Origin of the sequence: Gordonia sp. NPDC127522 (genome assembly GCF_042672305.1) — a bacterium.
GTDB lineage: Bacteria > Actinomycetota > Actinomycetes > Mycobacteriales > Mycobacteriaceae > Gordonia > Gordonia hongkongensis.
This window is the reverse complement of the sequence record NZ_JBHXVK010000001.1, coordinates 519024-545775: the sequence shown is the minus strand read 5'-3', so window position 1 is coordinate 545775 and position 26752 is coordinate 519024. Positions and strand designations below refer to the sequence as shown.

The following is a 26752-nucleotide window of genomic DNA, read 5'->3' as shown; positions in this document are numbered from 1 at the left end:
CGTGTCTGGTCAGCTCGCGAGCGCGGTGCGCACCTGCTCGGCGATCGCCGCCTGACCCGCCTCGTTGGGGTGCACCGCGCCGGGTCCCGAGGTGGTCATCGGCTCGATCCAGCGCTGCTCGCCGGCACACGCATCGTGCCCCTCGGACACCTGTGACATGTCGACGAACTCGACGCCCTCGTCCTGCGCCGCGCGCCGCCCGTACGTGTTGAGCGCGGTCTGGAGCTCGCGGATCATCGGCACGTCCCCGGCGGCGAGCCGCATCTCGGGATAGCAGCCGGTGGTCGGCGGGACCAGCCAGGGATAACCGACGAGCAGGATGCGCGCGTTCGGCGCGCGGTCCCGGACGTCGCGCAGGGCCTGGCGCACGGCGGGATAGATGTCGGTGGCGACCGGCTCGATCAGCGCCCGTCCGTAACGGTCCGTGCACGGCGAGCCGGTGCGGTCGGCGTCGGCCAGTTCGCCGCAGAGCCGGATCGCGCGACCGTAGGTCTCCTCGTCGTTGCCGCCGATCATCATCGTGACCACGTCGGTGTCGTCGTCGAGCGCGTCGAGCTGCGGCGGCACGCCCTGGTGCTGCGACTCGCCGAAGTCGTCGGTGTCGGCGCCCGCGCAGCTGACGTCGGTGAGGTCGAAGTCCTCGTCCGCCGCCACGACGTGCGCGTAGTTCCTCGACGACCGCAGGCAGTAGATCGGTGAGTCCTCCTCCAGCGGCCGCACGCCGGTCCCGGCGCTGAAGCTGTCGCCGAGGTTCACGTACTCCGTCGACTGGGTGTCGTTTTCCGTCGACTGGGCGGGCGTTTGCGTCGACCGTGCAGGTGTTTCCGTCGACTGGGCGTCGTTCTGCGTCGACTGGGCACAGCCGGCGAGGACCGCTCCCGCCGCGAGCAGCACGAGCCCGGACCGGATGAACCGCCGTGGACGTCGATCGTCGAACCTGCGTGCCGTCATGCCGCCATCCTGCGTCCGGTGAAGCCCGTCGGCAACCACCGACCGGCCGCCCGCCCACGCGGGTAGCGTGGTTCGCCGAGGGGATCGCCGCTCCGCGCGGAGTCCCGCAGCCGAGTCACGAGGATGTGAATGCGCATGAGCGACAAGGAGATTCTCGACCCGCAGGCCGTGCTCGACGGCGTGCCCACCGGACTCTGGATCGACGGCCGGTCCACACCCGCAGCCGACGGCGGGACCTTCGAGGTCTACGACGCCGCGACCGAGGAGTCGCTCGTCTCGGTCGCCGACGCGGGGGTCGCCGATGCCCGCCGCGCTCTCGATTCCGCCGTCGCCGCGTCGGCGGACTGGGCAGCCACCGCACCACGGGAGCGCGGCGAGATCCTCCGTCGGACCTTCCAGTTGCTCACCGATCGCGCCGACGACATCGCCATGCTGATGACCCTCGAGCTGGGCCGCGCCCTCCCTGACAGCCGAGCGGAGACGACCTACGGACTCGAGTTCTTGCGGTGGTTCGCCGAGGAGGCCGTCCGGATCGGCGGTCGGTTCAGTCCGGCGCCGGCCGGCAACGGGCGCATCCTGGTGGCCCACCAGCCCGTCGGGCCGTGCCTGGCCATCACCCCGTGGAACTTCCCGCTCGCGATGGGGACGCGCAAGATCGGACCCGCGCTCGCCGCGGGCAACGTGATGCTCGTGAAGCCGGCCCGCGAGACGCCGCTGACGATGCTGGCTCTGGCCGAGGCCTTCGCCGAAGCCGGTTTGCCGCCCGGTGTGCTGTCGGTGCTGCCCACCACATCGAGCGGCGACGTGTCGTCGACGTTGATCACCGACGATCGCATCCGCAAGATCAGCTTCACCGGGTCGACGCCGGTGGGTCGCAGTTTGCTCGGCCAGGCCGCCGACCGCGTCCTGCGCACGTCCATGGAACTCGGCGGCAACGCCCCGTTCCTGGTCTTCGACGACGCCGACGTCGACGCCGCGGTCGAGGGCGCCTTCGCCGCCAAGATGCGCAACGGGGGCGAGGCCTGCACCGCCGCCAATCGGTTCCTGGTGCAGTCCGGTGTCGCCGAGGAGTTCACCGAGAAACTGGTGGCGAAGATGTCGGAGGTCCGGATGGGACCGGGTTATGACGACGGGGTGACCCTGGGACCGCTGGTGAACGCCGACCAGCGGGACAAGGTCGCCGACGCGGTCGAGCAGGCGGTGGCCGACGGTGCCCGTGTGCGACTGGGCGGCGAACGTCCGGAAGGTCGGGGTTTCTTCTATCCCGCAACGGTTCTCGACAACGTCGATCCGTACGCACCGGTGACACGTGAGGAGATCTTCGGGCCCGTCGCGGTGATCAGCACCTTCGACGAAGAATCCGCGGGCATCGAGGCCGCCAACTCGACCGAGTACGGCCTGGCGTCGTACTTCTACAGCCGCGACCTCGAGCGCTGCATGCGCGTCGCGGGCGCCCTGGACTCCGGCATGGTCGGGGTCAATCGCGGCGTGATCTCCGACGCCGCAGCACCGTTCGGTGGCATCAAGCAGTCCGGGATCGGACGCGAGGGCGGCAGCGAGGGCATCGACGAGTACCTTTCGGTGAAGTACATCGCGCTCACCTGACCGTGTTACGTATGTGACTAGTGATGCAGGTGTTATCAATCCGATACCTGTACGGCCGTACTGATCCCTACACTCGGTCACCATGCGTCGTAGAACCCTCACGACCGCGGCAGCCGCGGCCGCAATCGCAACTGCCGCCTCGGTGGCGGTCGCCGTCGCCCCCTCCGAACCGGTGGCGAAGGTCGAGAACGCCGCGATCAGCACCGATTTCGGCAGCGTCGATCTCGGTAGCTCCGAACTCGGTACCCCGAACAGCAACTTCCTCTGGCAGAGTCCGGGGACCCGGTACATCGTCGTACTCGGCGCCAAGTTCGGCGTTCTCGGGCAAACTCCGGATGTCCTCAAGCGTCGTCTCGACGTCGCCGCCAACCTCGGCAAGAAGCACCCGTTCAACCGCATGATCGTCTCCGGTGGCGACACCCACTGGCTGCCCGTCACCGAGGCCCAGTTCATGAACCTCGGGCTCATCCGACGTGGAATTCCCATGTGGCAGATGGTGAACGAGGGCGCCTCCACCTCCACGGTGCAGAACGCCCAGAACACGGTGCGGATGCTGAAGCACATGGGCGCCAACGGCGCGATCATCGTGACCAACGGCTTCCACATGGAACGCGCGATGAAGAACTTCCGCGACGCGGCCCGGCAGCAGGGCGCGCGCATCGAGTTCCGCTCCGCGTACGCCTAGCACCCCACGAACACCCTTCCCGCGTCGCCGTTTCCATCCCGCTGATTCGATCCCATCAGCGGGACGGAAACGGCACCGCGAGAACGCAGCTCGCCCCGCCGGCCGAAGCCGACGGGGCGAATCCCGTGAGAGGTGAGGCGATCAGCGCAGGAGCGCGCGGCTCATGACGACGCGCTGGATCTGGTTGGTGCCCTCGTAGATCTGGGTGATCTTGGCGTCGCGCATCATGCGCTCGACCGGGAAGTCGCGGGTGTAACCGGCACCGCCGAAGAGCTGGACGGCGTCGGTGGTGACCTCCATGGCGACGTCGGAGGCGAAGCACTTCGACGCCGAGGAGATGAAGCCCAGGTTCTTCTCGCCGCGCTCGGCGCGAGCGGCCGAGGTGTAGACCATGAGGCGAGCGGCCTCGACCTTCATCGCCATGTCGGCGATCATGAACTCGACGCCCTGGAACGAGCTGATCGGCTTGCCGAACTGCTTGCGGTCCTTGACATATGCGATGGCCTGGTCGAGCGCGCCCTGCGCGATGCCGACGGCCTGCGCGCCGATGGTCGGGCGGGTGTGGTCGAGGGTCTGCAGGGCGGTCTTGAAGCCGGTGCCCTCGTCGCCGATGATGCGGTCGAGCGGGATGGTGCAGTCCTCGAAGTACAGCTCCGCGGTCGGCGAACCCTTGATGCCGAGCTTCTTCTCCAGCGGTCCGACGGTGAAGCCGGGGTCGTCCTTGTGAACCATGAACGCGGAGATGCCGTTGGCCTTCTTCTCCGGGTCGGTCACGGCCATCACGGTGTACCAGCTCGACTTGCCGCCGTTGGTGATCCAGCACTTGGAGCCGTTGAGGACCCAGTTGTTGCCGTCCTTACGGGCGCGGGTCTTCATTCCCGCGGCATCCGAACCGGCCTCGCGCTCGCTCAGGGCGTACGACGCCATGTCCTCACCGGAGGCGATGCCGGGCAGCACCTGCTGCTTGAGTTCGTCGGAGCCGTTGAGGATCAGGCCCATGGTGCCGAGCTTGTTGACCGCGGGGATGAGCGACGACGATGCGTCGACGCGGGCGACCTCTTCGATGACGATGCAGGCGGCGATGGAGTCGCCACCCTGGCCGCCGTATTCCTCGGGCACGTGGATGGCGTTGAAACCCGATGCGACGAGGGCGTCGAGTGCCTCCTGCGGGAACCGCGAGTTCTCGTCGACGTCGGCGGCGTGGGGTTCGATCTCCTTCTCGGACAGCGCGCGGATGGCCTCCCGCAGCGCGATGTGCTCTTCCGGGAGCTCGAAGACGTTGAAGTCGGGATTTCCGTAGCCCATGACAACTCCTCACGGCACAGCGAGTGCCTGTTCGTTCCCGGCACGCGGGGTGCCGGCAGATGTTGACAACCAGTTCAGCACGGCACTGAGTGCCATGTCAATCGATGTAGTCCCCGTCCCCGCCGATTGTCCTCGAAACCCACGCCGATGTCCCGCAGCCCTCCGCCGGATCAGTCCTCCCCCAGCTCTTCGGCCACCCGACGTGCGACTTCCGACCGAGACATCCCGGCCGGATAGGCGACCACGGTGACCCGTCCGCCCGACCCGCCCCCCGGGACCGATGCGCCGCCGCCGCCGTCGGCACCGAGTGCCATCGCCACTCGGTGCAGCTCGTCCCGCAGTCGTTCGGGGGTGGCCTCGGCGTCGCCGCGGATCATCTGCCGCAGCAGGAAGTTGTGGGTGCCCGTGACCGCCGCCACGTAGGCGACGACGCGCACCGGCGACTGGCCGGGCAACCGTGCGCGCAGGAACTCCTCGAACGCACCCTGGTAGCGGTACGTCGTCACCAGCTCGCGATCGCGCAGCGCGGGCACCTCCTGCACCACCTGTGCGCGCCGCACCGCGAGTTCGCGATCCCGGACGAAGTGGCCGAAGACCAGTTCGGCCGCCGCACACACCGCCAGCCACGGATCGTCGTCGGAGGCCGCGAGCCGGTCTCCGACCTGCGCGAGCAGCGACTCGTGGTCGGCGAAGATCACGTCTTCCTTCGACCCGAACTGCCGGAAGAACGTGCGACGGGACATCCCGGCGGCGGCCGCGAGCTGCTCGACGGTCGTCGACTCGTAGCCGTGCTCGCTGAACAGACGGATGGACTCGGCGACGACACGCGTGCGGAAGGCGGTCGGATCGGTGTCCGCGACTGACATGGGTCAAGTATCACCACATGGAGGCGACGAGACCCTCGGGCCGTCCCGAAGCAGGAGTTCGGCGCCGACCTGCGTAACGGATCGGTGCGCATTACTCGTCAGTAGCGACCGCCACAAAAGCTGGGTCCGACGCGTGGTCACTACGTACGGTGGAGCCATGGCAACCCCCACGGCTCCCACCGAGAAGACCCCGGCTGAGAAGGCCTCGACGGAGAAGACCCCGTCGACGACGAGTCCGACACCCATCGCGACCGAACCGACCGTCGACGACCCGGTCGCCCCGACCGACGTCTCCGCCGACGACGAACTGTCCGCGGACGAGCGGGCACTGCTCGTCGACAATCTGCGGTTCGTCCTCGACGGTCGCTGGCGCGCGACGAGGGAGACGGTACGGGAGAACTCGAACCGCGCCGACCTCCTGCCCGACCCGTCCCGGACGCTCGACGAGGCGCGCGCCCACACCCTCGAGGTGATGCGCGAGCTCGCCTCGCAGGGTTTCGCGGCCGCCGGTTTCGCCGAGGACCACGGCGGCAGCGGCGACATCGGCGCGTCGATCACCGCCATCGAGATGCTCGGCTACGCGGACCTGTCCCTCATGGTCAAGGCGGGCGTGCAATGGGGTCTCTTCGGCGGCGCCGTCGAAAACCTCGGTACCGCACGGCATCACGAGAAGTATGTGCCCGGCATCATCGACCTGAGCGTCCTCGGGTGCTTCGCGATGACCGAGACCGGGCACGGTTCGAATGTGCAGGCCATCGAGACCACGGCGACCTACGACCGCGAGGCCCGCGAGTTCGTGATCAACTCCCCCACCCCGTCGTCCCGCAAGGACTACATCGGCGGTGCCGCCGCGCACGCCCGGTACGCCGCGGTGTTCGCCCAGCTCGTCACCGGTGGGCCCGACGAGGAGCCCGAAGGCCGTGGCGTCCACTGTTTCGTGGTGCCGATCCGGGACGAGGACGGCTCCGACCTGCCCGGCGTCACCACCAGCGACTGCGGGTACAAGGGCGGACTCGCCGGCGTCGACAACGGCCGGATCATGTTCGACCACGTCCGCATCCCCGCGGAGAACCTGCTCAACCGCTACGCCGACGTCGCCGAAGACGGCAGCTACAGCTCGCCGATCGAGAACACCAACCGCCGCTTCTTCACCATGCTGGGCACCCTCATCCGCGGCCGCGTCAGCGTGGCGGCGACCGCGGGTGCCGCCGGCCGCAAGGCGCTGGCACTCTCGACCCGCTACGGATTGATCCGCAAGCAGTTCGAGGCACCCGAGGGCACCGACGAGATCACCGTGATGGACTACCTCGGTCACCAGCGAAAGCTGTTGCCGCTCATCGCGAAGTCGTACGCGATCGGATTCGCGCAGAACGAGATCGTCGACGAACTGCACGAGGTCCAGTCGGTCGCACCCGACGACTCCGACGCCGGACGCCAGCGCCAACTCGAGGGGCAGGCCGCCGGCCTCAAGGCCTACGCCACGTGGCACGCCTCCCACGCGATCAACGTCAGCCGTGAAGCCTGCGGCGGCGCAGGCTATCTCGACGAGAACCAGCTGTCGATCATGCGGGGCGACATCGACGTCTTCACCACCTTCGAGGGCGACAACACGATCATGACGCAGCTGATCGCCAAGGAGCTGCTGTCCGCGTACTCCGAAGACGTCCAGGGCCTTTCGGCGGGCGGCTGGGTGCGCTTCATCGCGGGCATGGCCCGCGACGTGGTGGCCGAGAAGACCGCGGTCCGGCAGGTCGTGCAGACCCTGCTCGACGGTTCCGACGAGGACACCGAGAAGTCGGCGCTCACCGACCGCAGCACCCAGATCCGGTTGTTCCGTAACCGTGAGGACCACCTCGTCCGGACGTGCGCGCAACGTCTACGCCGCGCGCTCGACGACGACAACGACGCTTTCGAGGTGTTCAACAACGCGCAGGACCACCTGCTGAAGGTCGGGCACGCGCACATCGAACGCGTGGTGCTCGAGGCCTTTGTCGAGGCGATCGAGAACTGCGATTCACGTTCGGCGGCAGAGCTTCTGGGCAAGGTGTGCGACCTGTTCGTCTACTCGGCACTGGAGGACGACCTGTCCTGGTTCATGATGCACCGGCACATCTCGGTGGAGCGCGCCAAGGCGATCCGCCGCGGCGTGAACGAGCTCTGCCAGGATTTGCGGCCGCATGCCCGGTCGCTCGTCGACGCCTTCGGCGTCCCGGAAGAGCTGCTGCGCGCACCCATGCTCCAGAACGGCTGACCCTCGCTCTCGAGACCATCGCGGCCACCGTCGAACAGACGGTGGCCGCGTTGTCGATTCGGCACCGGTGTTTGGGCCTGCGCACCACGGGCATACTGCCTCCGACGCCGCTGTGGAGACCACGCTGCGACGCACCGACGAGATCGCGCGGGCCCGCGTCCGGGAATCGCCCGCGCCCGACTTGTCCATCTGCGCTGCGACAGCGTGCCACAAGCCGATTCGGAAAGAGAACCATGTTCCGCCACACCGATTACATGCAATTCGACGTCAAACCCGAGAAGCCCGACCCCATCTACGCACGCAAGCTCCAGGAGCTGCTCGGCGGCGCCTATGGCGAGATGACGGTGACGATGCAGTACCTCATGCAGGGCTGGAACTGCCGCATGAAGGGCAAGTACAAGGACATGATCATGGACATCGCGACCGAGGAGATCGGTCACGTGGAGATGATCGCCACCATGGTCGCACGTCTGCTCGAAGGCGCGCCGGTCACCAACTCGACCGAGAACGCCCTCGGTGACCCGGTGGTCGCCGCCGTCCTCGGCGGCACCGATCCCACCCAGGCCATCTTCTCCGGCGGCGGCCCCCGTCTCGCCGACAGCAACGGTGTGCCGTGGAACGCCGGATACATCACGCACAGCGGCAACCTGCTCGCGGACTTCCACGCCAACGTGACCGCCGAGGCGCAGGGGCGCGTCCAGACGGCCCGCCTGTGGCACATGACCGACGACCCGGGCGTCAAGGCGATGCTGCGATTCAACCTCGCCCGCGACACCTTCCATCAGAACCTCTGGCTGAAGGGGATCGAGGAGCTCAAGGAGGACGGCCTGGAGGGCACGATCGCTCCCGACGACCTCTTCGACGAGGAGTTCAGCGAGCACGCAAGCACCCTGTGGCACCTGTCCGACGGCGAGGACTCGGACAAGGGCGGCTGGGCCAGCGGCCCCACCCCAGACGGCGCGCACCAGTTCAAGTTCCTCGCCGACCCGCAGCCGCTGGGCGATCGGCAGTCGGGGCCACCGCCGGACCCGAAGCTCTACGCGACCTACGACGGCGCGATGGGCACCCCGCAGAAGCCGCAGTTCGGCACCGAGAAGGGTGTCATGGGCAAGATCAAGGACGTCGTCGATCCGGACCCGTCCGGCTAGGAACGCACCGACAACCGGAGTTCTCATGAGCGCACTACCCGACCTCATCACGACCCCGTTCCGCTGGCTGGCCGCCCTCAGACACGCCCGGGTGTTCCACCCCGACGGTCTGCTGTGTGGGGGCACGGCCGCGCTGTCGGCCGACCACCCACTCCCCTTCCACAGCGGCCCCGTGTCGGTGCGGGTGTCCAAGGGCATCGGCACACCCGGCGGCCTGCCGGACATCGTCGGGCTGGCCATCCGCTTCCCGTCGACCGACCCCGGCACCGTCGGCGGCGGCGGGGTGTCGCCGTCGACCAACGCCACCGGCGCGTGGGATCTCCTGCTCGCCGGCCCGGCGCCGCTCGACGGCCGACTGCCCGTACCGCTGCCGACGACGCACTGGGCCACCGCGGTGTCGAGCCTGACGCCGTACCGGTACCACGGTGACCTGTACTGGATTCGGGCCCGCATCCTCGAACCGTCGGACTCGTCGGGCCTGTCGATCGAGGACCTGGCCGCCCGTCTCCGCCGCAACCAACCGATCGTGATCGTCCTGGAGGCCGGCGCCGGACGGTTCGTGCCGGTCGTCCGGATCGAACTCGACCACGTCCTCACCGGACTCGACGTGGATTTCGACCCCATCCTGCACCGACCCGAGGGCGTCGAGTTCGCCCCGTCGTGGCTCGGGGATCTACGACGCCGCGCCTACCGCGACAGCCGGGCGGGACGTCACTCCGTAGTGTCCTGATCCTCCGAGGACGGTTCGGTCCTCGACGTCCCCCGAGGCGGTAGCCCCAGCCGGACGGCCTCGTGCGCCTGCGTGAGCTCGCTGCGCAACCGCTCGACGTCGCGGGCCCATGCCTGCGCGATCCGCCCGGAGGTCAGCTGCACACCGATTCCCTTGCGGCGGCGCGGTACACCGTGCAGCTCGCCCAACGCGGACGCACTCTCCCAGTCCTCGGGGGTGTGGCTGTGATTGGGCGGGAAGATCTTCGCGATGTCGGCCAGCGGCGTCGTGACGGCACCCTGGCGGAGCGTGGTCTCGGTGAGCTCGACGCTGACATGCCGACGGGCTGCCGACACCTGCACGAGCGAGAACCCCAGCAGCAGCACGAAGAAGATCGCCAGCACCGGCCAGTGCACCTGACCCGGCCCGGCGATCTCCATCGCGAGGACCGCGCCCACCAGGACCGGACCGATCAGCACCACCCACCAACTGCCGCCGGACTCGGCGAACAGCACCTCACCCGCCGGCTCGACGGGGTCGGAGTCGTGGCCTTCCGGATCGTCGTCGGTCATGTGCCCTACTTGCGCGACCGCGGCGTCTTGGGTTCCGGCTCCTTGCCGGTGTACCAGGTCTCGGCGGGCGGACGGTAGGCGAGCAGGGACCCGAACAGACCGACGAGGCCCGCGAGCAACGGGAACGCGAAGAAGTTCATCCCCAGGCTCAGGAACAGCAGCATGGCCACGACGACCAGGGTCAGCGCCGCCAGCGACGACCGCCACCGCGCATCGCCGGTGTAGGCCTTGCTGCCCAGCAGGATGTACCCGACACCCACGACGGCGACCATGGCGCCGAGCACCCCGGACGTGACGGTCCCGGTGTCGCTGGCCGCCGACACGACGATGACCAGTGCACCGAGCGCGATCAGCAGTGCGCCGGAGGTCAGCCAGCACCGGTAGGCCCAGACGACGAGTTTCGGACGCAGCGCCGGATCAGGACTTGTCACTGGTTCTTCGGTCCTTCGTTCTGGTTGTCGGTGCCCCGGTTCTCCGGATGCGGCTTGTCGAGGTGAACGGGCTCGGATCGGGCGTCGTCGGAGTACGGGCCGGGCGCGCCGCGATGATCGCTGTCACCATACGGCCTGTTCTGGCCGTACGGGTTCTGGCCGTATGGGTTCTGGCCGTACGGGTCTTGGCCGTACGGGTTCTGGCCGTACGGGTTCTGGCCGTATGGGTTCTGGCCGTACGGGTTCTGGCCGTACGGGTTCTGGCCGTATGGGTACGGGGGTGACGGCGGGTGGACCGGCTGCGGCTTCCGCGCTGCGGCCATCTCCCGGCAGTACTTTTCCGAGTCCCCGCGCATGAGGAGCACGGTCGCACCGAGCGCCGCGACGCCGCTGATCACCTGCGGGACCATCGCCCACGCCGGCGACGTGTCGCCACCGAACAGCGAGAAGAGCAGGCTGACCACGACGTAGACACCCATCGCCGACAGCACGATCCGCGCCCAGTTGTAGCCCTTACGGGTGAACCAGACGACCAAGGCCGTGATCGCGGTGAGGAACAGCGACGTCACGACCAGCACACCGACCACGAACCCCCACGAGGTCATGAAGTCGATCTGCTCGGGCGGGACCCCTTCCTGCGGAGCAGAACTCACCTGATCGCGGATCATGTCGACGAAGGTGCCGGTCTGCGCGAACATCGCCACGATCTGCCCGACGATCACCACCACCCACAGCTCGACGGCGATGGAGACGGAGTCGGGGATCTTCGGTCGCGACGGCGCGCCGGGGTCGGACGCGGGGTCGTACGGTGCGGACATGGGACCAGCCTAGTGAACGGGCAGCACGACGAGCCCTACACGCTCAGGTCAGGACAGGCGCTGCGCCACCTCGGCCGCCCAGTAGGTCAAGACGATCGACGCACCGGCCCGTCGGATGGCGGTCAGCGATTCCAGGATCGCCGCGTCGCGATCGATCCACCCGCGTTCGGCGGCGGCGGAGATCATCGAGTACTCGCCGCTGATCTGATAGGCCGCGACCGGCACGTCACTCATGTCGGCGACGTCGCGCACGATGTCGAGGTAACTCATCGCCGGCTTCACCATCACGATGTCGGCGCCCTCCTCGAGGTCGAGCCGGACCTCGCGCAGCGCCTCGACCCGGTTGGCCGCGTCCTGCTGGTACGTGCGCCGGTCGCCCTGCAACGACGAGCCGACCGCCTCGCGGAACGGGCCATAGAACGCCGAGGCGTACTTCGCGGCGTAGGCCAGGATCCCGGTGTCGGTGAAGCCCGCCGCGTCGAGGGCGGCCCGGATCGTGGCGACCTGGCCGTCCATCATCCCGCTCGGCCCGAGGAGATGCGCACCCGCCCGCGCCTGCGCCAGGGACATCGACACGTAGCGCTCGAGGGTCTCGTCGTTGTCGACGCGACCCCGACCGTCGACGACGCCACAGTGCCCGTGATCGGTGAACTCGTCGAGGCACGTGTCGGCCATCAGGACCGTGGCATCCCCGAGATCGTCACCGAGGGTGCGCAGAGCCCGGTTGAGGATTCCGTCGTCGGCATCCGCGCCCGACCCGGTGGCGTCCTTGTCCTCGGCGCGCGGCACCCCGAACAGCATGAGCCCGCCGACACCGGCGTCGACGGCCTCGGCCGCGGCGGTCCGCAGCGAATCCATCGTGTGCTGCACGACGCCCGGCATCGACGAGATCGGTACCGGGTCGTCGATGCCGTCGGCGACGAACATCGGCAGCACCAGATGTCGCGGCTCCAACGAGGTCTCGGCGACCAGCCGGCGCATGGCCGGGGTGGTCCGCAGTCGTCGGGGCCGGATCACGGGTGGCATGGGTCTCCTTCGTCTCACGGGCCCTTCGAGGCTCGTCGCTATCGCTCCTCGCACCTCAGGGAGCAGGAGACACGGCTATCGCTCCTCGCACCTCAGGGAGCAGGAGCAGCTCAGGAACGCGAGCGGCGAGACTTCTTGCGCGGGGGCGGAAGTGCGCCCTCGGCCCGAAGTCGGGCGGCGTGCTCGGCGAGCGCGTCGACGAGTTCGAGCACCGATGCGTTCTCCGGCTGCACATCCACCCGGAGCCCGAATTCCGTTGCGGTCTCGGCGGTCTTGGGCCCGATGCACGCGACGACGGTGCGCGCGTGCGGCTTTCCGGCGATGCCCACGAGATTGCGCACGGTCGAGCTGGAGGTGAAGCAGACCGCGTCGAAACCACCGGTCTTGATCATCTCGCGGGTCTCGGCGGGCGGCGGCGCGGCGCGCACGGTGCGGTACGCGGTGACGTCGTCGATCTCCCAGCCGCGGTCGCGCAGTCCCTCGGACAGTGTCTCGGTCGCGATGTCGGCGCGCGGCAACAGAACTCGGTTCACCGGGTCGAAGACGTCGTCGTAGGGCGGGAAGTCCTCGAGGAGACCGAGCGAGCTCTGCTCACCCGACGGCACGAGTTCGGGGTTGATCCCGAAGGAGCGCACCTTCTCGGCGGTGGCCTCACCGACGCAGGCGATCTTGACGCCGGAGAACGCCCGGGCGTCCAGCCCGAACTCGGCGAACTTCTCCCACACCGCGCGCACCGCGTTGGTGGAGGTGAACACCACCCACTGGTACCGCCCGTCGACGAGACCCTTGACGGCGCGTTCCATCTGCGCGGGGCTCCGCGGCGGCTCGACCGCGATGGTCGGCACCTCCTTGGGCATCGCACCGTGGCTGACGAGGCGTTCGCTCATGTCGCCGGCCTGGTCCTTCGTCCGCGGCACCAGGACGGTCCAGCCGTACAGGGCGCGCGACTCCCACCACGACAGCTTGCCGCGCGCACCCACGACCTTGCCGACCGTGACGATCAGCGGACCGGTGAGCGCATTGCCCTGCTCGTTGAGCGTCGCGAGCGTGGCCTCGATGGTGCGCTGCGCACAGGTGGTGCCGTTGATGGTGATGGCGGCAGGGGTCTGGGGGGCCATACCGTGCTCGGTGAGCGCGCTGGCGGTCTCGGCCAGGTGGCCCGATGTCGCGTGCAGCACCAGCGGGCCGGGGGCCGCGGCCAGCGCGGCCCAGTCGACCTCGCCGCGCACGTCGGCCTCGGTGTGGGTGGAACCGAGCGGCATGCCGGCGTAGCTCGGGACCACGGATGCGGCGGGCAGGCCCGGCAGCACCTCGAAGGTGACCGTCGTACGGGCGACGGCGTTGACCTCGGCGAGGACCGAATCGGTGGTCAGCGGATCGCCGGCGACCACGCGCACGACGTCGTCGCCGTTGCGGGCCGCGGCCACGAGGGTCTTGGCGACCTCGGCCGGATCGCCGAGCGCCGGCCGGACCACCGACTCCTCGTCGGTCTGCCCGGCATCGGCCGTGCCGGCCTCGTCACCGGCGGCCTGCGAATCGTCGGCCGGTGCGGCGGGCGTCGACGCGGCGTCGTCAGCGGGCTTCTCGGCCTTCTTGGTGGATCGGCGAGTATCGGCGGCGGGTTCGTCGCGATGCGCACTGCCGATCAGCGACACCACCGGCGCGGGTACATCGGGATCGATGTAGGCGGTGGTCGCGTTGGTGATCACGGTGCGTGCCCGCACGGTGAGCAGGTCTGGGTCCCCTGGACCCGACCCCACGAACAGGATCCGTCCGGGATTTGCCTTCTTCGTACGGCTCATGGGTTCGCACTCTCCTGCCCTCTCGGCGAGGGCTGCAGTTCGTTCTCTGCTAGGGAGAGTTGACGAGGTCGCCCGCTCCCAGCTCCAGCAGTTCGGCGGCGAGGTCCTTGCCCAGCTGAACGGCACGATCGACCGGACCCACCACCGAAGCGCGGATCACGTCCGACCCGTCCTCGGCCGCCACCGCCGCACGCAACGACAGTTCGGCGAAGATGCGCCCGTCCTCGTCGATCGACTCGACCACCTCGGCGATCGCACCGACCGGTGCGGTACACCCGGCTTCGAGAGCCGCGAGTACCGCCCGTTCGGCCTCGATGGCCGCGCGGGTGGACTGGTCGTCCAACTCGGCGAGAATTCTCACCAGTTCGGCATCGTCTGAGCGGCACTCCACAGCGAGTGCACCCTGCGCCGGCGCCGGCAGCATGACCACCGGTTCGAGCGCCTCGGAGACCACGTCGGTCCGTCCGATCCGCACGAGTCCGGCGCGGGCGACCACGACTGCGTCGAGTTCGCCGCTGGCGACTTTGCCCAACCGAGAGTCTAGGTTGCCTCGTAGGGGGCGGATTTCCAAACCGAGACCCAGTGCTCTAAGCTGCGCGGCCCGCCGCGGGGCCGAGGTACCGATCACCGAGCCGGGCGGCAGTTCGCCGAGCACCATTCCGTCACGTGCCACCAGCGCATCCCGGGGATCGACGCGCGGCGGGATGGCCGCGATCGTGAGGTCGTTCTCGGGGGCGGTCGGGAGGTCCTTGTACGAGTGCACCGCGACGTCGACCTCGTTGTTCCGCAGCGCGACGCGGATCGCCGTGGTGAACACCCCGACGCCGATCTCGGTGACGGGGGCCGCCGAGGCGTCACCGGCGGTCTTGATGATGACCAGTTCGGCGGGATGTCCGGCGGCGGTCAGGGCGTCGGCGATGGTCTGCGACTGGGTCCGGGCCAGCAGCGAGCCCCGCGTACCGATCCGGATCGGCGCGGTGGAGGGTTCGCTCATCGGTCACCCAGATCGCCGGCCGCGTCGCCCGAAGGCAGGCCACCGAGATGGTCGGGAGCCGAAACCGCCTCGGCAGCACCGGGTTTGAGTTCGAACAGCTCGCGCAGCGCCTCGGCGTAGTGATCCCCGTTGGGGGTCGAGGCGAGCTGCTTGACGCGCACGGTCGGTGCGTGCAGCAGCTTGTCGACGACGCGGCGGACGGTCTTGGCGACCTCGTCGCGCTGTGCGCCCTCGAGGTCGGGCAGGCGGGTCTCGAGGCGCAGGATCTCGGCCTCGACGACGTCGGCCGCGCGCTGGCGCAGGGCCGCGACGGTCGGGGTGACCTCCGCCTGACGCTGATGCGTGAGGTAGTCGGCGAGCTCGGCGGCGACGATCGACCGGGCGGCGAGGGTGTCGTTCTCGGCGGCCTGGGTCTCGGAGTCGCCGCGCAGTCCCTCGATGTCGACGATGTGCACGCCGGGCAGGCGGGCCGCGGCGGGGTCGACGTTACGCGGGAGCCCGAGGTCGCAGATGACGAGCGGAGCTGCGTCCCCGGTACGGGCCGCGAGTGCCGAGTGTACCGACCCGACGCCGACGACCGCGCCGATCGCGCCCGTGCACGTGACGACGACGTCGGCCGTGGCCATCGCGGCCGGCAGGTCGTCGAGCCCGACGCCGCGGACGCTGATGCCGTGGTTGGCGGCGATGTTGCCCGCGAGGTGATCGGCCTTGTCGACGGTCCGGTTGACGACGACCATCTCGGTCACGCCCTCACGGGCCAGCTGCGCGGTCGCCAGACCGCCCATGGCGCCGGCACCGACGACCACCGCGCGGCGCAGGCGATGCGCGCCCGTCGCGGGATCGGTGAGCAGCGACTTCGCACGGTGCAGCGCGACGGAGACCACGGAGGCACCCGCGCGGTCGATGCCGGTCTCGGTGTGCACGCGCTTGCCGACGCGCAGCGCCTGCTGCGCCAGCTCGTGCAGCACTCGTCCGGCGGAGTCGTTGGCGTCGGCGCTGAGGTAGGCGTTGCGGATCTGGCCGAGGATCTGCTGCTCGCCGACGACGAGCGAGTCGAGGCCCGCCGCGACGGTGAAGAGATGCTCGACGGCGGCCTCGGAGTAACGAACGTAGGCGTGGCGGGTCATCTCGTTGACGGTCATGCCGGAGTGGTCGCCGAGGACCGAGCCGACCGCCTCGAGTGCCGGGTGGAAGGCGTCGACGACGGCATAGATCTCCACGCGGTTGCACGTGGACACGAGCATGGCTTCGGAGATCGCCCGCGAGGAGAGCAGTTCGTCGATCAGTTTGGGGCGGTCGTGGTCGGAGACCGCCAACCGCTCGAGCACCTCGACGGGAGCACTGCGGTGCGATACCCCGAACAACAGAACACTCACGCTGTCACCGTTTCTTCACCCATCACATTTCCCTGGTGTCCGGCACTTCCCCGGTGCCCCCGCGTCGGCTTCGCCTCGCGCGGCTCCTTGACGTCGTCGCGCGGCCCGCGAGAGGCCTGGAAAGCCAACACCTGTAGTTCCAAGGCTAGATCAACTTGTCTGACGACAACATCCGACTCCGCCGGAAGCGACACGGGCGTGACGTTGAGCACCTGCCGGACACCCGCGGCCACGAAGGCGTCGAAGACGCGTCGGGCGTCGTCGTCGGCGGTGGCTATCACCGCGATCTCGACGGACGGGACCACCTGTGCGCAGACGGTGGCGATGTCGGTCAGCGGGGCGACCCGCGGGCCGCCCGGCTCGAGAACCGCGCCGGTCAGGGCCGGATCGGCGTCGAACATCGCGGCGACCCGGAAGCCGCGTCCGAAGCCGGCGTGCGACAGCAGCGCACGGCCGAGCGAGCCGGCACCCGCGAGCGCGACGGTGTGGATGCTGTCGGTGTGCAGCGTCATCGAGATCCGGGCGGTCAGCTTGCCCACGTCGTATCCGACGCCGCGCACGCCGTTGGCGCCGACGTAGGAGAGGTCCTTGCGAAGGATGGCCGGGTTGACCCCGGCTGCCGTCGCGAGCTCGCCGCTCGACGCCAGCAGGATGCCCCGACGGCTGAACGAGCGCAGTACGTGCAGGTAGGTGGCCAACCGGGCGACCGTGGGACCGGGGATGTCGGTGGCGGGGCCGTCGACCGGAGGGACGGCGGACGCAGGAGGGTCGGCGTCGGCCGACTTCGCACTCTCCGCGCCCACTCGCACTCCCACACATCTGCCGGCGTCACCAGACACCGGGACCCGACTCTTCCCGACCAGGGGAGGATATAACTTCCCTGTGAATCTGTTCACACGGCCCCTCCGGATCGGCCGTGCTGTGTTAGGCACCGCGTCGGACGTGGGCGCCGATCACCGCCGCGCCGCGAGATCGGCCCGCAGACGCGGTTCGTCGACCTCCCAATAGCTGTGCTCGTCACCGTCGAGGAGGACCACCGGGAGCCGGTCGCCGAACTCGGCGCGCACGTCCGGCCGACCCCCTTCGGCCGCCTCGTCGACGTCGACCTCGGTGAACTCCACGCCCATGTCGACGCAGATCCGGGTCAGTTCGGAGCGGGCCGCCGCGCACGCCGCGCACCCCGCACGGGTCAACAGTTCCACCGTCATGCCGACCATCCTCCCAGCGCAGCGCCCGCGGGATCAGCCGGGTGACCCTCCCCCGCCGACGGTGTGCGGTCCGTCACCGGGCGTGGGGATCGAACGCCGGAGACCAGTCGCCCGGTTCCCAGGCGCACCACTAGGCTGTACCCGGCAAGCAGTGCTGGCGCTACGCGTGGGAGGTGGGCAGTGGGCGAGACCCCGGGCCCGGAAGACCGGCAGGACGACGAGACGCCCGACGACGCCGCACTTCTCTTGCCGAATCCGATGCAGGGCGACGGCCCGACGGGCGACGACTGGGAGGCCCACGCCGCGAGCGTGGAGTTCACCGACGACTTCGACGAGGACGCCGAACTCCACGAACTCGTCGACGACGAGACCAACCGGGTCACCACCTGGATCTCCCAGCGGGCGACCGCCGCGACCGGCCGCTTCCGGCAGACCGCGCACGAACTCCGTCAGACCCTGGCCGGTGAGGCGAGCGCGAAGGCCGCCGTCGACTCGCTGCGTTCGCGCCCGACGGCCGAGATCCCGGGCGAACCGCGGCGCGACCTCACCGCCGCCGCCTTCTTCGACGTCGACAACACCCTGGTCCAGGGCGCGTCGATCGTGCACTTCGCTCGTGGCCTCGCCGCGCGGAAGTACTTCACCTACGGCGACATCATGGATTTCGCGTGGACGCAGGCGAAGTTCCGGATCACCGGCAAGGAGAACGCGCGCGACGTCGCGGAGGGCCGGGAGAAGGCGTTGTCGTTAATCGCGGGCAAGCCGACCTCCGAACTCGTCGAGCTCGGCGAGGAGATCTTCGACGACTACATCGCGGACAAGATCTGGCCGGGTACGCGGGCGTTGGCACAGCGTCACCTCGATGCCGGACAGCAGGTCTGGCTGGTGACCGCGACACCCGTCGAACTCGCGCAGACCATCGCCGACCGGCTGGGGTTGACCGGTGCGCTGGGCACCGTCGCCGAGAGCGTCGACGGGGTCTTCACCGGGCGGCTCGTCGGCGACATCCTGCACGGCCCCGGTAAGGCCCATGCGGTGCGCGCGCTCGCGATCCGCGAGGGGCTCAACCTCAAACGCTGTACGGCGTACTCGGATTCACACAACGACGTACCGATGCTGTCGCTCGTCGGCCGCGCGGTGGCGATCAACCCCGACACCGACCTGCGCGACGTCGCCAAGGTCCGCGGCTGGGAGATGTACGACTTCCGCACCGCGCGCAAGGCCGCGAAGTACGGCGCCGGCACCGCCATCGTGCTGGGCGCCGCGGGCGGTGGCGCCGCAGCCGCGGCGCGGTTCCTGCGGCAGCGCTGATCGTTCGACGCCGACGGCCCTGGCTCCCCGGATCAGAAGGCTTCTCACCCGGTGTCGTCCCGCCTCGGGCTGGGTCGGCGTGGTCGTACTCGGTGACGTGGTCCAGATCGCTCGCGAATGTTGAACGGGTGCAGCCTGGTTCGAGTGGTATCCGTCCCAAACATAACGAATCGGCGCACGACGCGGTGGGCCGGTACCCGTTGCCGGGGTGGTTGCGGGATGGACCACCGCTACCGATGAGTCATACCGCAGATGACATCGTCGTAGACGAAAGATATTCTGGGAGTTGCGGTATGGCGCCGGCCGGGTTCGCGATGGCTGAGATCGTCGGGTCACCAGGTGGTTTCGACACGGCGCCTCGCTCCGCTCGGGGCCGGCTCAACCAGCGGAGGGGCCGCACAGTCGACGGAATCCGGCGCACGATCGACGAACCCTCCCCCCTACAGCGAGTCCACCTCACTCATCGGGTCGATGAGGACCTTGGCGTGGTGTTCGGCGCCGCCGAGGGCATCGAACGCCGCTCCCACACCGTCGAGACCGACCGTCGCGGTGATCAGCGGTGCGACGTCGACCTTGCCGTCGGCCATCATGTGCAGCGTGTCGTGGAACTCGGCGGGGTCGTAGGCGAACACGAACCGCAACTCGTGTTCCTTGTTGAGCGCCATCGCCGGGCGGAAGGTGTCGGGCTCCATGCACACCCCGACCACGACGATCCGCGACCGGAACGGCGCCTCGGTCACGATGTGCTCGATCATCCCGGGCGTCCCCACACATTCGAAGACGACGGGGCCCTTCGGTGTGGCACCCAGGCGGTCGGCCATGCGGAAGACCGAGGACCACGGCGCCAAGGGGATCCGCCGCAGCGTCCGCATGGCGTCGAACGCCGCGCCCAGCAGATCCTGGGCGCGAGTGATGTACTTGCCGACCTCGGCACACCGTTCGAACGGCGACGACGCCGCCGGGTCGACGACGATGTCGGCCCCTACGCGGTGCGCCAGCACCCGGCGGCCGGGTGACGGGTCGCTCGCGATGACCGTGCGAACTCCGTCGGCCTTCAGCATCGTGATGACGGCCAGCCCGATCGGGCCGCAACCCACGACGACCGCGACATCCCGGCGTCCCACCTCCCCGCGCCGGACCGCGTGATGGGCGACGGCCATGGGCTCGGTCAGCGCGGCATGCTCGGCGGGCAGGTTCTCCGGGATCTCGAAGGTCATGTCCTCCGACACCAGGACGAACTGGGCGTACCCGCCGGGCGCGGACTCCGACAGTCCGGTCAGGTGGGCGTCGGCGCCGTGCCGGATCATCGGGACCGACACCACCGGGGTCCCGGGAGCCCAGCGTTTACGGCAACCGGGCCCGTAGGAGACCACCTCGCCGGCGAACTCGTGTCCCATGACCACCGACTGCCCGGACCGCATGAATGCGTCGTAGCCGACCTCGGCGGACACCTGCGCCGTGGCATCGGCATGGACCCGGGCGTGCAGGTCCGAACCGCAGATGCCCGCGCGGAGAACGCGGAGCAGTACCTGACCCTTGCCGGGCTCCGGGGTGGGGATCTCCTCGACCGTCAGCTCGCCCTGCCGGCACACGACTGCACGCATGCTCCATGAGTATCAGCTGACGGACCGGAACGGGCGTCGAACGCGCGCCACGCCCCCGCGCCACACCGAGCTCAGCCGAAGTAGACGCTTCCGCGCCGGCTCAGCATCCGGAAGAGGGTCTGCTGGATCTCCTCGCGCACGTGGTCGGTGAGATCGAAGACCACCATCGGGTCGTCGGCGGACGCCTCGTCGTAGGAGCCGGTCTCGATGGGCCGGCCGAAGTGGATGTGCCACTTCGACGGCAACGGCACCATGCCCAGCGGACCGAGCCACGGGAACAGCGGGGTCACCGGAAAGTACGGCAGACCGAGGATCTTGGCGAGCGGCTTCAGATCGGCGAGCATCGGGTAGATCTCCTCGGAGCCGACGATCGACACCGGGATGATCGGCGCGGCGTTGCGCAGCGCGGTCGTCACGAACCCGCCGCGGCCGAACCGCTGGAGCTTGTAGCGGTCCTTGTACAGCTTGCCTATGCCCTTGTACCCCTCGGGCCAGACCGCGGTCAGCTCACCCGCGCGCAGCAGACGGTCGGCGTCGGAGTTGCACGCCAGCGTCGCACCGATCCGCCGCGCGACCTCACTGACGCCCGGCGTGTCGAAGGCCATGTCGGCGGCCAGGACCCGCAGGTACCGGCCCTCCGGGTGGTTGTCGCGCACGGCCAGGGAGGTGATCACGGCGTCGACCGGGATCGTGCCCGCGTGGTTGGCGACCAGGAGCGCCCCACCCTCGCGCGGCAGGTTCTCCACACCGGTGACCTCGACGCGGAACCACTTCTCGTAGACCTGCCGGATCGCCGGGAACCACACCGACTCGGTGAAGTGGGGATCGAATCCGAACTCGTCGACCTCGTACTCCCCCGCCATCCGTTCCCGGATGAACCCGGCGGTCGAGGTGAGGGTGTCGGCGACCGCGCCGCGCAGACCGCCCAGGCTGAACAGCGGACTCGATCTCGACGGACCGCGATGTTCGACGCCCAGCACCTCGTCGGGAAGGGTGATCTCGTCGCTGATCGGGGTCACCTGCGCGGGCGCGCGTCCGAACCCATCGGTGTTGGGGTGTCCGAGCGTCGATCCCCGTTGCGCCGCCGCGCTTTTCGATCGTTCACGACCGACCTGCTGACTCGGATGGCGTCGGCGACCCGACTCCCGGACACCCCGGGCATCGGGACCCGTCGGCGATGTGTAGAGCTGAATGACTTTCGCGGTACGTGCATCTGTCGCTCCGCCACCTGCCAAAGTGCTCACCCCTAGCTGAGTCCTGGGTTCGAAATCCGGGCCGGGTCTGGGCTCGGGTTGCTGCCGGCACTCGGACCGCCGAGGCGAACGAGTCGCGGCGTAGGAGCGCTGGGCGCGATGTGGGTCTGGCGTCCAAGTCTAGAGGTTGCACCCACGTTGCGCATGCTCACGGCGACTTCGCCGCCATCATGACCCTGAATTTCACTGCAACTGGTGGGCGGCCGACACGACCCGTCGCTCGAACGATCTCCACGAATCGGACCCGATCACCGGCGTCACCCCGCTGCGTTCGATGAAGTCGTCCAACGTCTCCAGCGTCGTGTACCGCGGGACGAAGCCGAGTTCGGTCCGCATGCGGGTCGTGTCGAGCACCCGGCCGTAGGTGAGGAACTCCGTCTGCGACGACCGCAGCTTCGCCGACCGCAGGTCCTGGAACACCCCCGCGATCGGCGCCAGCAGACTGCTCGGAACAGGCAGTTCGAGGTGCCCGACCCGTCGGATCGCCTGCGTGAGCGTCACCACGCCCTCGCCCGAGATGTTGTAGGTGCCGACCTTCCCGGCGAGGGTGACGTGCTCCATCGCCGCAAGCGCATCCTCCTCGTGCAGGAACTGCAGGCGCGGCTGGAATCCGATCACCGTCGGCACGACCGGCAGGGAGAGGTACGAACTCATCCGGGTGGTGATGCGCGGACCCAACATGGCCTGCGGGCGGACGATGGTGATGTCGATGTCCTGACGGCGACGGCCGAGGCCGCGGACGTAACCCTCGACGTCGAGTAGATCTCGACCGTATCCCCGCTTCGGCTCCCGGGGAGCGCGCGTCTCCTCGGCGAAGTGCGACGGGTCGCGGCTGCCCGCGCCGTACACCATGGCGGTGGAACGCAGCACGAGACGCTTCACCGATGGTGTGCGCTGGCAGGCCGCGCACACCTGCATCGCCCCGACGAGGTTGAACTCCTTGATCGCAGCGGAGTGCGGGGCGGTGTCGGCGATCGACGTCGCGGCGTGGACCACCGTGTCCACGTCATAGGCGGCGAGCGCCTTCGCGATCGTGGGACGCCGGATGTCCACCCGAAGGAACTCCGCTCGCCCCATCCGGCGGAGGAGATCCTTGCGCGGCACCCGCGAGTCCACGGCGAGCACCTTCTCGATGTCCGGATTGGCCGCGAGACGGGCCACCAGGTAGCCGCCGAGGAAGGTCGACGCCCCGGTGACCAGGACCACCCTGGGGGGTGCGGAGGTGGATTCGGCCATGCCCCGAGGCTATCGCCAGTCGGGCGTTCCGGCGCACCGAGGAGGCCCGAGACGACAAAAGGACCCGCCGTAGCGGGTCCTGATGTCGAAGAAAAGCCTATTTACCGAGTTTGCGACGCTGCACCCGGGTCCGACGCAGCAACTTGCGGTGCTTCTTCTTCGACATGCGCTTGCGGCGCTTCTTGATCACTGAACCCATCGGGGCGCTTCCTCACGATTGACACTGATGTACTTGTTCGGCCCTGGTCAGCACTTCAGCCGGGTACGGCGCCGGGAGCGAAGCGACGAGCGGCGGTGCGTCACGTAGGGCTCACCGGCGCATCCAGGTACGCGACCACCGAGCCTACCGGGCGGCACGCCGGATCGGGAAATCGCGATGGCCGACGAGCGGCGGCCGGGGACGCCCACACGCAAAAGGCCCCGTGACCGGCGTGGGCCGGTCACGGAGACCTTTCGAAGAAACTGCTGTTCAGGCGTGGTGCGAGAGCCGGATCAGCCGGCGTCGAAGTACGACGTCTCCAGGTAGTCGTGAACCGCTTTCGCATGCACACGGAACGAGCGTCCGACCCGAACCGCGGGCAGTTCGCCGTTGTGGACGAGACGGTAGACGGTCATCTTCGAAACGCGCATCAACGATGCAACCTCGGCGACGGTGAGGAACTGCGACGCCGAAGCCGCGTTGCTCACTGCGCCTGTCCTGTCACCAGGAGTGTCTGCAGGTGCCATGAATCACTCATACCTCCGGTGCACGCGTCGCGGCCGCAGGCTTCCCCTCCTGCGGACATCAGACACGCACGTGCTTAAAGAAGCTTAGCGTGGCAGATGTGAAAAAAGCGACGTGAGAGACCGGTATTTCTGAGATTCCTGTGACTCGACCCCAACATGCTGGGGTTTGTCGGCCGTTCGACCACAATTCATGGGGTGTCGGTGACGGCGTGTCCCTGCGCCAAACCCTCGACTTCCACTCGACGTCCGCCGCGGGCGCTGGCGGCCGCGCAGGCACGAGTCGCTTGGTAGACCGCGTGCCGCAGACCGTTGGCCTCGAACTCCCGGATCGCCTCGGCGGTGGTGCCGCCGGGCGAGGTGACGGCCGCGCGGAGGTCGACCGCGGACAGCCCGGAATCGCTCAGCAGGATGCCCGCGCCACGAATGGTCTGCACCGCCATCTCCGAGGCCTGGGCACGGGTGAGCCCCAGGCCGACGCCGGCATCGATCATCGCCTCGGCGAGCAGGAAGACGTAGGCCGGACCAGAACCGGACACCGCGGTGACCGCGTCCATCTGCTTCTCCGGCACGACCGTCACCCGGCCGACCGTCTGCAGGATCTTGACCACCGCCTGCAGCTGTTCGTCGCCGACGTACCGGCCGGCCGAGACCGCCGACATGGCCTCGTTGACGAGCATCGGCGTGTTGGGCATGACCCGGATGACGGGCGACCCGGCCTGCAGGGCGCTCTCGTAGCGCGACAGCGGCAGGCCGGCCACGAGGGTCACGGTCACCCGCTCGGACTCCGCGTTGTCCTCCGCCGAGGCGAGGATGCGCAGGATCGAGTCGACGTCGTCGGGCTTGATCGCCAGGAACACATACTGCGCCGACTCGGCCGCGCTCTTGACGTCGGTGACCAGCACGCCATACTCCTCGGCGATCTCGGCGGCGCGGCTCTCCACCCGCTCGGCGACCACGAGGTCCTTGGTGGGGGTGCCTGCACCGATCAGACCGGCGAGCAGTGCCTCACCGATCTTGCCTCCGCCGATGATGGCGATGCGTTCGGACACGGATGTCTACCTTCCTGCGGGGATGAGGGCGAGCTGACGGGACTGTGCGACGACGGTCCCGGTCGAGTCCACCACGAGGTGGTCCTCCTCGAACATCCCGGGGCCGACCTCGGAACTCGTCGCGGCGAAACGCAGCCAGCCGGGCGCGGGATGGCGCCGGACGTAGGTGGTCAGCTGCACCGTGGGCGCCCACCCGAACAGCGCCAGGTTCATGACGACCGGGGGCGAGATGTCTCCGACCAGGACCGTGAAGTACTCGTCGGGTTCGACGCCCTTCGGCCGGATCCACCCACGGACGAGCGGCTCGCCGGTCTCGCCGCGGACGACGGGGAACGTCTCCGAGTCGAGGACCAGGTCGATGGCGGCGCCGAGGTGGTTGACCTCGGCGATGGGCGAACCGTCGAGCGGGATGCCGGTCGACGACGGTTCCACGGGCACGGAGTCGAGGACGGTGGGGCCGGAGTGGTGCGGGCGGCCGCTGTCGGGACGGGCCATCGTCACCGACGAGGACACCACGGTCCGGCCGAGTTGCACGGCGTCGACCGACAGGACCGTGACGGTGCGCCCGCGCTTGCGCACGCTGATCACCAGGTCGACGTCCGCGGCATCGGGAGCGGTGAGGTAGTCGCTGGAGATCGCCACCGGGATCATCGCGGCCGCCGACTCGGCGAGCCGGTCGCCGTCCGGCGTGAGCGCGGTCAGCGCGGTCCGGGCCGCCTTCGCGACCACCATCTGCAGCGTGCCGCCGTGCACCTTGGGGCCGATCGTGAACGTCTCGTCGATGTGCGCCCGCAGGGTGATCGAGTCCGGACCGTCACGGTCGACCTCGGTCAGCTCCTGCACCTGGGTGATCTTGCTGGTCATCGTCCCGCCTTCGTCGAGGAGACCCGTCCCCCGACGAATCAGCTGCTCAACTGGCCGGTGGGCTCGGGGTGCAGCTCCCGTTTGAGATGCCGCCGCGCAAAATCTAGCGAACGGGCCAGCAGCGCGCTGCGCTCGGGTTTGGTGCGCGCGCTCCCCGTGGTGACCTCGAGCACAACCGCCCCGGCGAAGTCGCTCGCCGCGATGCGCCGGCACACCTCGGCGCAGGGCTGCGCCCCGTCGCCGGGGATCAGGTGCTCGTCGGTGGCGGCACCGTTGCCGTCGGCGAGATGCAGGTGGCTGAGGCGCGAGCCCATCCGGTCGAGAAGAGCGAGGGCGTCGACGCCGGCGGTCGCGGTGTGCGAGAGATCGAGCGTGTAGTGCGCGTAGCCGTCATCGGTCGGATCGATCGACTTGCCGAACGCCGATGCCGCCAGACCGGGACCACCGCCGCGCTTGCTGAGTCGCCGGACCGAGGGCTCCCCTGCGCCGAACAGCCGGTCGGCCCGCATGGGAAACATGTTCTCCACGGCGACCGCGACCCCGCTGTCCGCCTCGAGTTCGTCGACGAGATCGTCGAAGGCGGCGACGTAGCCACGCTGCCACCGGAACGGCGGATGCACGACGACGGTCGACGCACCGAGATCCTCGGCCGCCTCCACCGCACGGGCCAGCTTCACCACCGGGTCGCGTCCCCACACCCGCTGGGTGATGAGCAGACACGGGGCGTGGATCGACAACACCGGAACCTGGTAGTGATCCGACAGGTATTCGACGCGCCGGATGTCCTGGCTCAGAGCGTCACCCCACACCATCAACTCGACGCCGTCGAAGCCCAGCTCGGCGGCGTAGGCGAAGGCCGCCTCGGTGTTCTGGGGATAGACCGACGCCGTCGACAGGCCGATCGGGATCTCGGCGGACGGACGCGGGAGGTCGGGTCTCATCCGGTCCGCCCGCTTCGCTCCGCT

26 protein-coding genes are annotated in these 26752 nt (G+C 69.0%); 6 read left to right on the top strand and 20 right to left on the bottom strand.

What is annotated here, in order from left to right; all coding sequences use genetic code 11:
- Positions 1–9 precede the first annotated feature (9 nt).
- A complete protein-coding gene (locus tag ACFVHY_RS02525) occupies positions 10–951 on the bottom strand; it encodes an SGNH/GDSL hydrolase family protein (protein WP_390267980.1) in 942 nt (313 codons plus the stop codon).
- 135 nt (positions 952–1086) lie between these two features.
- Between ACFVHY_RS02525 and ACFVHY_RS02520 the strand changes: the two genes are divergently transcribed.
- A complete protein-coding gene (locus tag ACFVHY_RS02520; protein ID WP_390267977.1) occupies positions 1087–2556 on the top strand; it encodes an NAD-dependent succinate-semialdehyde dehydrogenase in 1470 nt (489 codons plus the stop codon).
- 82 nt (positions 2557–2638) lie between these two features.
- Positions 2639–3241, top strand: a complete 603-nt coding sequence (locus ACFVHY_RS02515) for a YdcF family protein (protein WP_388027461.1) — start codon at positions 2639–2641, stop codon at positions 3239–3241.
- Positions 3242–3382: 141 nt separating this feature from the next.
- Here the strand turns inward: ACFVHY_RS02515 and ACFVHY_RS02510 are convergent, their stop codons facing one another.
- Positions 3383–4546 (bottom strand): acyl-CoA dehydrogenase, encoded by a 1164-nt coding sequence (locus ACFVHY_RS02510; RefSeq protein ID WP_078113016.1) that lies wholly within the window; start codon positions 4544–4546, stop codon positions 3383–3385.
- A gap of 170 nt (positions 4547–4716) precedes the next feature.
- Positions 4717–5412 carry a TetR family transcriptional regulator gene (locus ACFVHY_RS02505; RefSeq protein ID WP_390267974.1) on the bottom strand — a complete coding sequence of 232 codons (696 nt, stop codon included), beginning with the start codon at positions 5410–5412 and terminating at the stop codon, positions 4717–4719.
- A 157-nt stretch (positions 5413–5569) separates the two neighbouring features.
- On the opposite strand from ACFVHY_RS02505, the gene ACFVHY_RS02500 reads away from it, so the two are divergent.
- From ACFVHY_RS02500 to ACFVHY_RS02490, 3 genes are all read left to right on the top strand, one after another.
- Positions 5570–7663: an acyl-CoA dehydrogenase gene (locus ACFVHY_RS02500; protein ID WP_390267971.1), complete on the top strand. Its 2094-nt coding sequence runs from the start codon at positions 5570–5572 to the stop codon at positions 7661–7663.
- Positions 7664–7896: 233 nt separating this feature from the next.
- The gene (locus ACFVHY_RS02495) at positions 7897–8811 is read left to right on the top strand and encodes a manganese catalase family protein (RefSeq protein WP_390267968.1); all 915 of its coding nucleotides are present in this window, start codon (positions 7897–7899) and stop codon (positions 8809–8811) included.
- 25 nt (positions 8812–8836) lie between these two features.
- Positions 8837–9541 carry a hypothetical protein gene (locus ACFVHY_RS02490; RefSeq protein WP_390267965.1) on the top strand — a complete coding sequence of 235 codons (705 nt, stop codon included), beginning with the start codon at positions 8837–8839 and terminating at the stop codon, positions 9539–9541.
- Here the strand turns inward: ACFVHY_RS02490 and ACFVHY_RS02485 are convergent.
- The 9 genes from ACFVHY_RS02485 to ACFVHY_RS02445 form a co-directional block, all read right to left on the bottom strand.
- On the bottom strand, positions 9523–10092 hold the full coding sequence (locus ACFVHY_RS02485; protein ID WP_390267962.1) for a DUF3093 domain-containing protein: 570 nt from the start codon (positions 10090–10092) through the stop codon (positions 9523–9525). The two genes, ACFVHY_RS02490 and ACFVHY_RS02485, sit on opposite strands and share 19 nt — an antisense overlap.
- A gap of 5 nt (positions 10093–10097) precedes the next feature.
- Positions 10098–10523: a hypothetical protein gene (locus tag ACFVHY_RS02480; protein WP_078113010.1), complete on the bottom strand. Its 426-nt coding sequence runs from the start codon at positions 10521–10523 to the stop codon at positions 10098–10100.
- Positions 10520–11341, bottom strand: coding sequence for a hypothetical protein (locus ACFVHY_RS02475; RefSeq protein WP_390267959.1), 822 nt, complete (start codon positions 11339–11341; stop codon positions 10520–10522). Before ACFVHY_RS02475 ends, ACFVHY_RS02480 begins: the two co-directional genes overlap by 4 nt.
- Positions 11342–11389: 48 nt before the next feature.
- Positions 11390–12367 (bottom strand): porphobilinogen synthase, encoded by a 978-nt coding sequence (hemB, locus tag ACFVHY_RS02470; RefSeq protein WP_390267956.1) that lies wholly within the window; start codon positions 12365–12367, stop codon positions 11390–11392.
- 110 nt (positions 12368–12477) lie between these two features.
- Positions 12478–14169, bottom strand: coding sequence for a uroporphyrinogen-III synthase (locus tag ACFVHY_RS02465; protein WP_390267953.1), 1692 nt, complete (start codon positions 14167–14169; stop codon positions 12478–12480).
- 49 nt (positions 14170–14218) lie between these two features.
- Positions 14219–15163, bottom strand: a complete 945-nt coding sequence (gene hemC, locus ACFVHY_RS02460) for a hydroxymethylbilane synthase (RefSeq protein WP_065629205.1) — start codon at positions 15161–15163, stop codon at positions 14219–14221.
- The gene (locus ACFVHY_RS02455) at positions 15160–16539 is read right to left on the bottom strand and encodes a glutamyl-tRNA reductase (RefSeq protein ID WP_055475197.1); all 1380 of its coding nucleotides are present in this window, start codon (positions 16537–16539) and stop codon (positions 15160–15162) included. Before ACFVHY_RS02455 ends, hemC begins: the two co-directional genes overlap by 4 nt.
- Positions 16536–17342: a redox-sensing transcriptional repressor Rex gene (locus ACFVHY_RS02450; RefSeq protein WP_390267948.1), complete on the bottom strand. Its 807-nt coding sequence runs from the start codon at positions 17340–17342 to the stop codon at positions 16536–16538. Before ACFVHY_RS02450 ends, ACFVHY_RS02455 begins: the two co-directional genes overlap by 4 nt.
- 150 nt (positions 17343–17492) lie before the next feature.
- Entirely contained in the window at positions 17493–17747 is a 255-nt protein-coding gene (locus tag ACFVHY_RS02445) for a glutaredoxin family protein (protein ID WP_390267945.1), read from the bottom strand.
- A gap of 180 nt (positions 17748–17927) precedes the next feature.
- Here ACFVHY_RS02445 and ACFVHY_RS02440 point away from each other — a divergent pair, with 180 nt between their 5' ends.
- Positions 17928–19055, top strand: coding sequence for an HAD family hydrolase (locus tag ACFVHY_RS02440; protein ID WP_390267942.1), 1128 nt, complete (start codon positions 17928–17930; stop codon positions 19053–19055).
- Between the two features lie 440 nt (positions 19056–19495).
- Here ACFVHY_RS02440 and ACFVHY_RS02435 read toward each other — a convergent pair whose 3' ends face one another.
- The 8 genes from ACFVHY_RS02435 to ACFVHY_RS02400 form a co-directional block, all read right to left on the bottom strand.
- A complete protein-coding gene (locus ACFVHY_RS02435) occupies positions 19496–20659 on the bottom strand; it encodes a zinc-binding dehydrogenase (protein ID WP_058252642.1) in 1164 nt (387 codons plus the stop codon).
- A gap of 71 nt (positions 20660–20730) precedes the next feature.
- On the bottom strand, positions 20731–21903 hold the full coding sequence (locus ACFVHY_RS02430) for a lysophospholipid acyltransferase family protein (protein ID WP_390267939.1): 1173 nt from the start codon (positions 21901–21903) through the stop codon (positions 20731–20733).
- 192 nt (positions 21904–22095) lie between these two features.
- The gene (locus tag ACFVHY_RS02425; protein ID WP_390267936.1) at positions 22096–23148 is read right to left on the bottom strand and encodes an NAD-dependent epimerase/dehydratase family protein; all 1053 of its coding nucleotides are present in this window, start codon (positions 23146–23148) and stop codon (positions 22096–22098) included.
- Positions 23149–23245: 97 nt separating this feature from the next.
- Positions 23246–23347, bottom strand: a complete 102-nt coding sequence (locus ACFVHY_RS02420) for a 30S ribosomal protein bS22 (protein ID WP_003402602.1) — start codon at positions 23345–23347, stop codon at positions 23246–23248.
- Positions 23348–23640: 293 nt separating this feature from the next.
- Complete coding sequence (locus tag ACFVHY_RS02415) at positions 23641–23874, bottom strand: helix-turn-helix domain-containing protein (protein WP_004019963.1); 234 nt, start codon at positions 23872–23874, stop codon at positions 23641–23643.
- 188 nt (positions 23875–24062) lie between these two features.
- Positions 24063–24923, bottom strand: coding sequence for a pyrroline-5-carboxylate reductase (gene proC / locus ACFVHY_RS02410; RefSeq protein ID WP_065629198.1), 861 nt, complete (start codon positions 24921–24923; stop codon positions 24063–24065).
- Positions 24924–24929: 6 nt separating this feature from the next.
- Positions 24930–25787, bottom strand: coding sequence for a thioesterase family protein (locus tag ACFVHY_RS02405; protein WP_390267926.1), 858 nt, complete (start codon positions 25785–25787; stop codon positions 24930–24932).
- A gap of 38 nt (positions 25788–25825) precedes the next feature.
- A complete protein-coding gene (locus tag ACFVHY_RS02400) occupies positions 25826–26728 on the bottom strand; it encodes a sugar phosphate isomerase/epimerase family protein (RefSeq protein WP_390267923.1) in 903 nt (300 codons plus the stop codon).
- Positions 26729–26752 lie beyond the last annotated feature (24 nt).

Coding starts and splice junctions, on each gene's coding strand:
- ACFVHY_RS02515 (WP_388027461.1), top strand. CDS start 2,639: ATGCGTCGTAGAACCCTCACGACCGCGGCAGCCGCGGCCGCAATCGCA.
- ACFVHY_RS02425 (WP_390267936.1), bottom strand. CDS start 23,148: ATGGCCGAATCCACCTCCGCACCCCCCAGGGTGGTCCTGGTCACCGGG.
- ACFVHY_RS02465 (WP_390267953.1), bottom strand. CDS start 14,169: ATGAGCCGTACGAAGAAGGCAAATCCCGGACGGATCCTGTTCGTGGGG.
- ACFVHY_RS02420 (WP_003402602.1), bottom strand. CDS start 23,347: ATGGGTTCAGTGATCAAGAAGCGCCGCAAGCGCATGTCGAAGAAGAAG.
- ACFVHY_RS02400 (WP_390267923.1), bottom strand. CDS start 26,728: ATGAGACCCGACCTCCCGCGTCCGTCCGCCGAGATCCCGATCGGCCTG.
- ACFVHY_RS02435 (WP_058252642.1), bottom strand. CDS start 20,659: ATGCGTGCAGTCGTGTGCCGGCAGGGCGAGCTGACGGTCGAGGAGATC.
- ACFVHY_RS02490 (WP_390267965.1), top strand. CDS start 8,837: ATGAGCGCACTACCCGACCTCATCACGACCCCGTTCCGCTGGCTGGCC.
- ACFVHY_RS02520 (WP_390267977.1), top strand. CDS start 1,087: ATGAGCGACAAGGAGATTCTCGACCCGCAGGCCGTGCTCGACGGCGTG.
- ACFVHY_RS02510 (WP_078113016.1), bottom strand. CDS start 4,546: ATGGGCTACGGAAATCCCGACTTCAACGTCTTCGAGCTCCCGGAAGAG.
- ACFVHY_RS02485 (WP_390267962.1), bottom strand. CDS start 10,092: ATGACCGACGACGATCCGGAAGGCCACGACTCCGACCCCGTCGAGCCG.
- ACFVHY_RS02445 (WP_390267945.1), bottom strand. CDS start 17,747: ATGACGGTGGAACTGTTGACCCGTGCGGGGTGCGCGGCGTGCGCGGCG.
- ACFVHY_RS02500 (WP_390267971.1), top strand. CDS start 5,570: ATGGCAACCCCCACGGCTCCCACCGAGAAGACCCCGGCTGAGAAGGCC.
- ACFVHY_RS02525 (WP_390267980.1), bottom strand. CDS start 951: ATGACGGCACGCAGGTTCGACGATCGACGTCCACGGCGGTTCATCCGG.
- ACFVHY_RS02475 (WP_390267959.1), bottom strand. CDS start 11,341: ATGTCCGCACCGTACGACCCCGCGTCCGACCCCGGCGCGCCGTCGCGA.
- ACFVHY_RS02405 (WP_390267926.1), bottom strand. CDS start 25,787: ATGACCAGCAAGATCACCCAGGTGCAGGAGCTGACCGAGGTCGACCGT.
- ACFVHY_RS02495 (WP_390267968.1), top strand. CDS start 7,897: ATGTTCCGCCACACCGATTACATGCAATTCGACGTCAAACCCGAGAAG.
- hemC (WP_065629205.1), bottom strand. CDS start 15,163: ATGAGCGAACCCTCCACCGCGCCGATCCGGATCGGTACGCGGGGCTCG.
- ACFVHY_RS02505 (WP_390267974.1), bottom strand. CDS start 5,412: ATGTCAGTCGCGGACACCGATCCGACCGCCTTCCGCACGCGTGTCGTC.
- hemB (WP_390267956.1), bottom strand. CDS start 12,367: ATGCCACCCGTGATCCGGCCCCGACGACTGCGGACCACCCCGGCCATG.
- ACFVHY_RS02415 (WP_004019963.1), bottom strand. CDS start 23,874: ATGGCACCTGCAGACACTCCTGGTGACAGGACAGGCGCAGTGAGCAAC.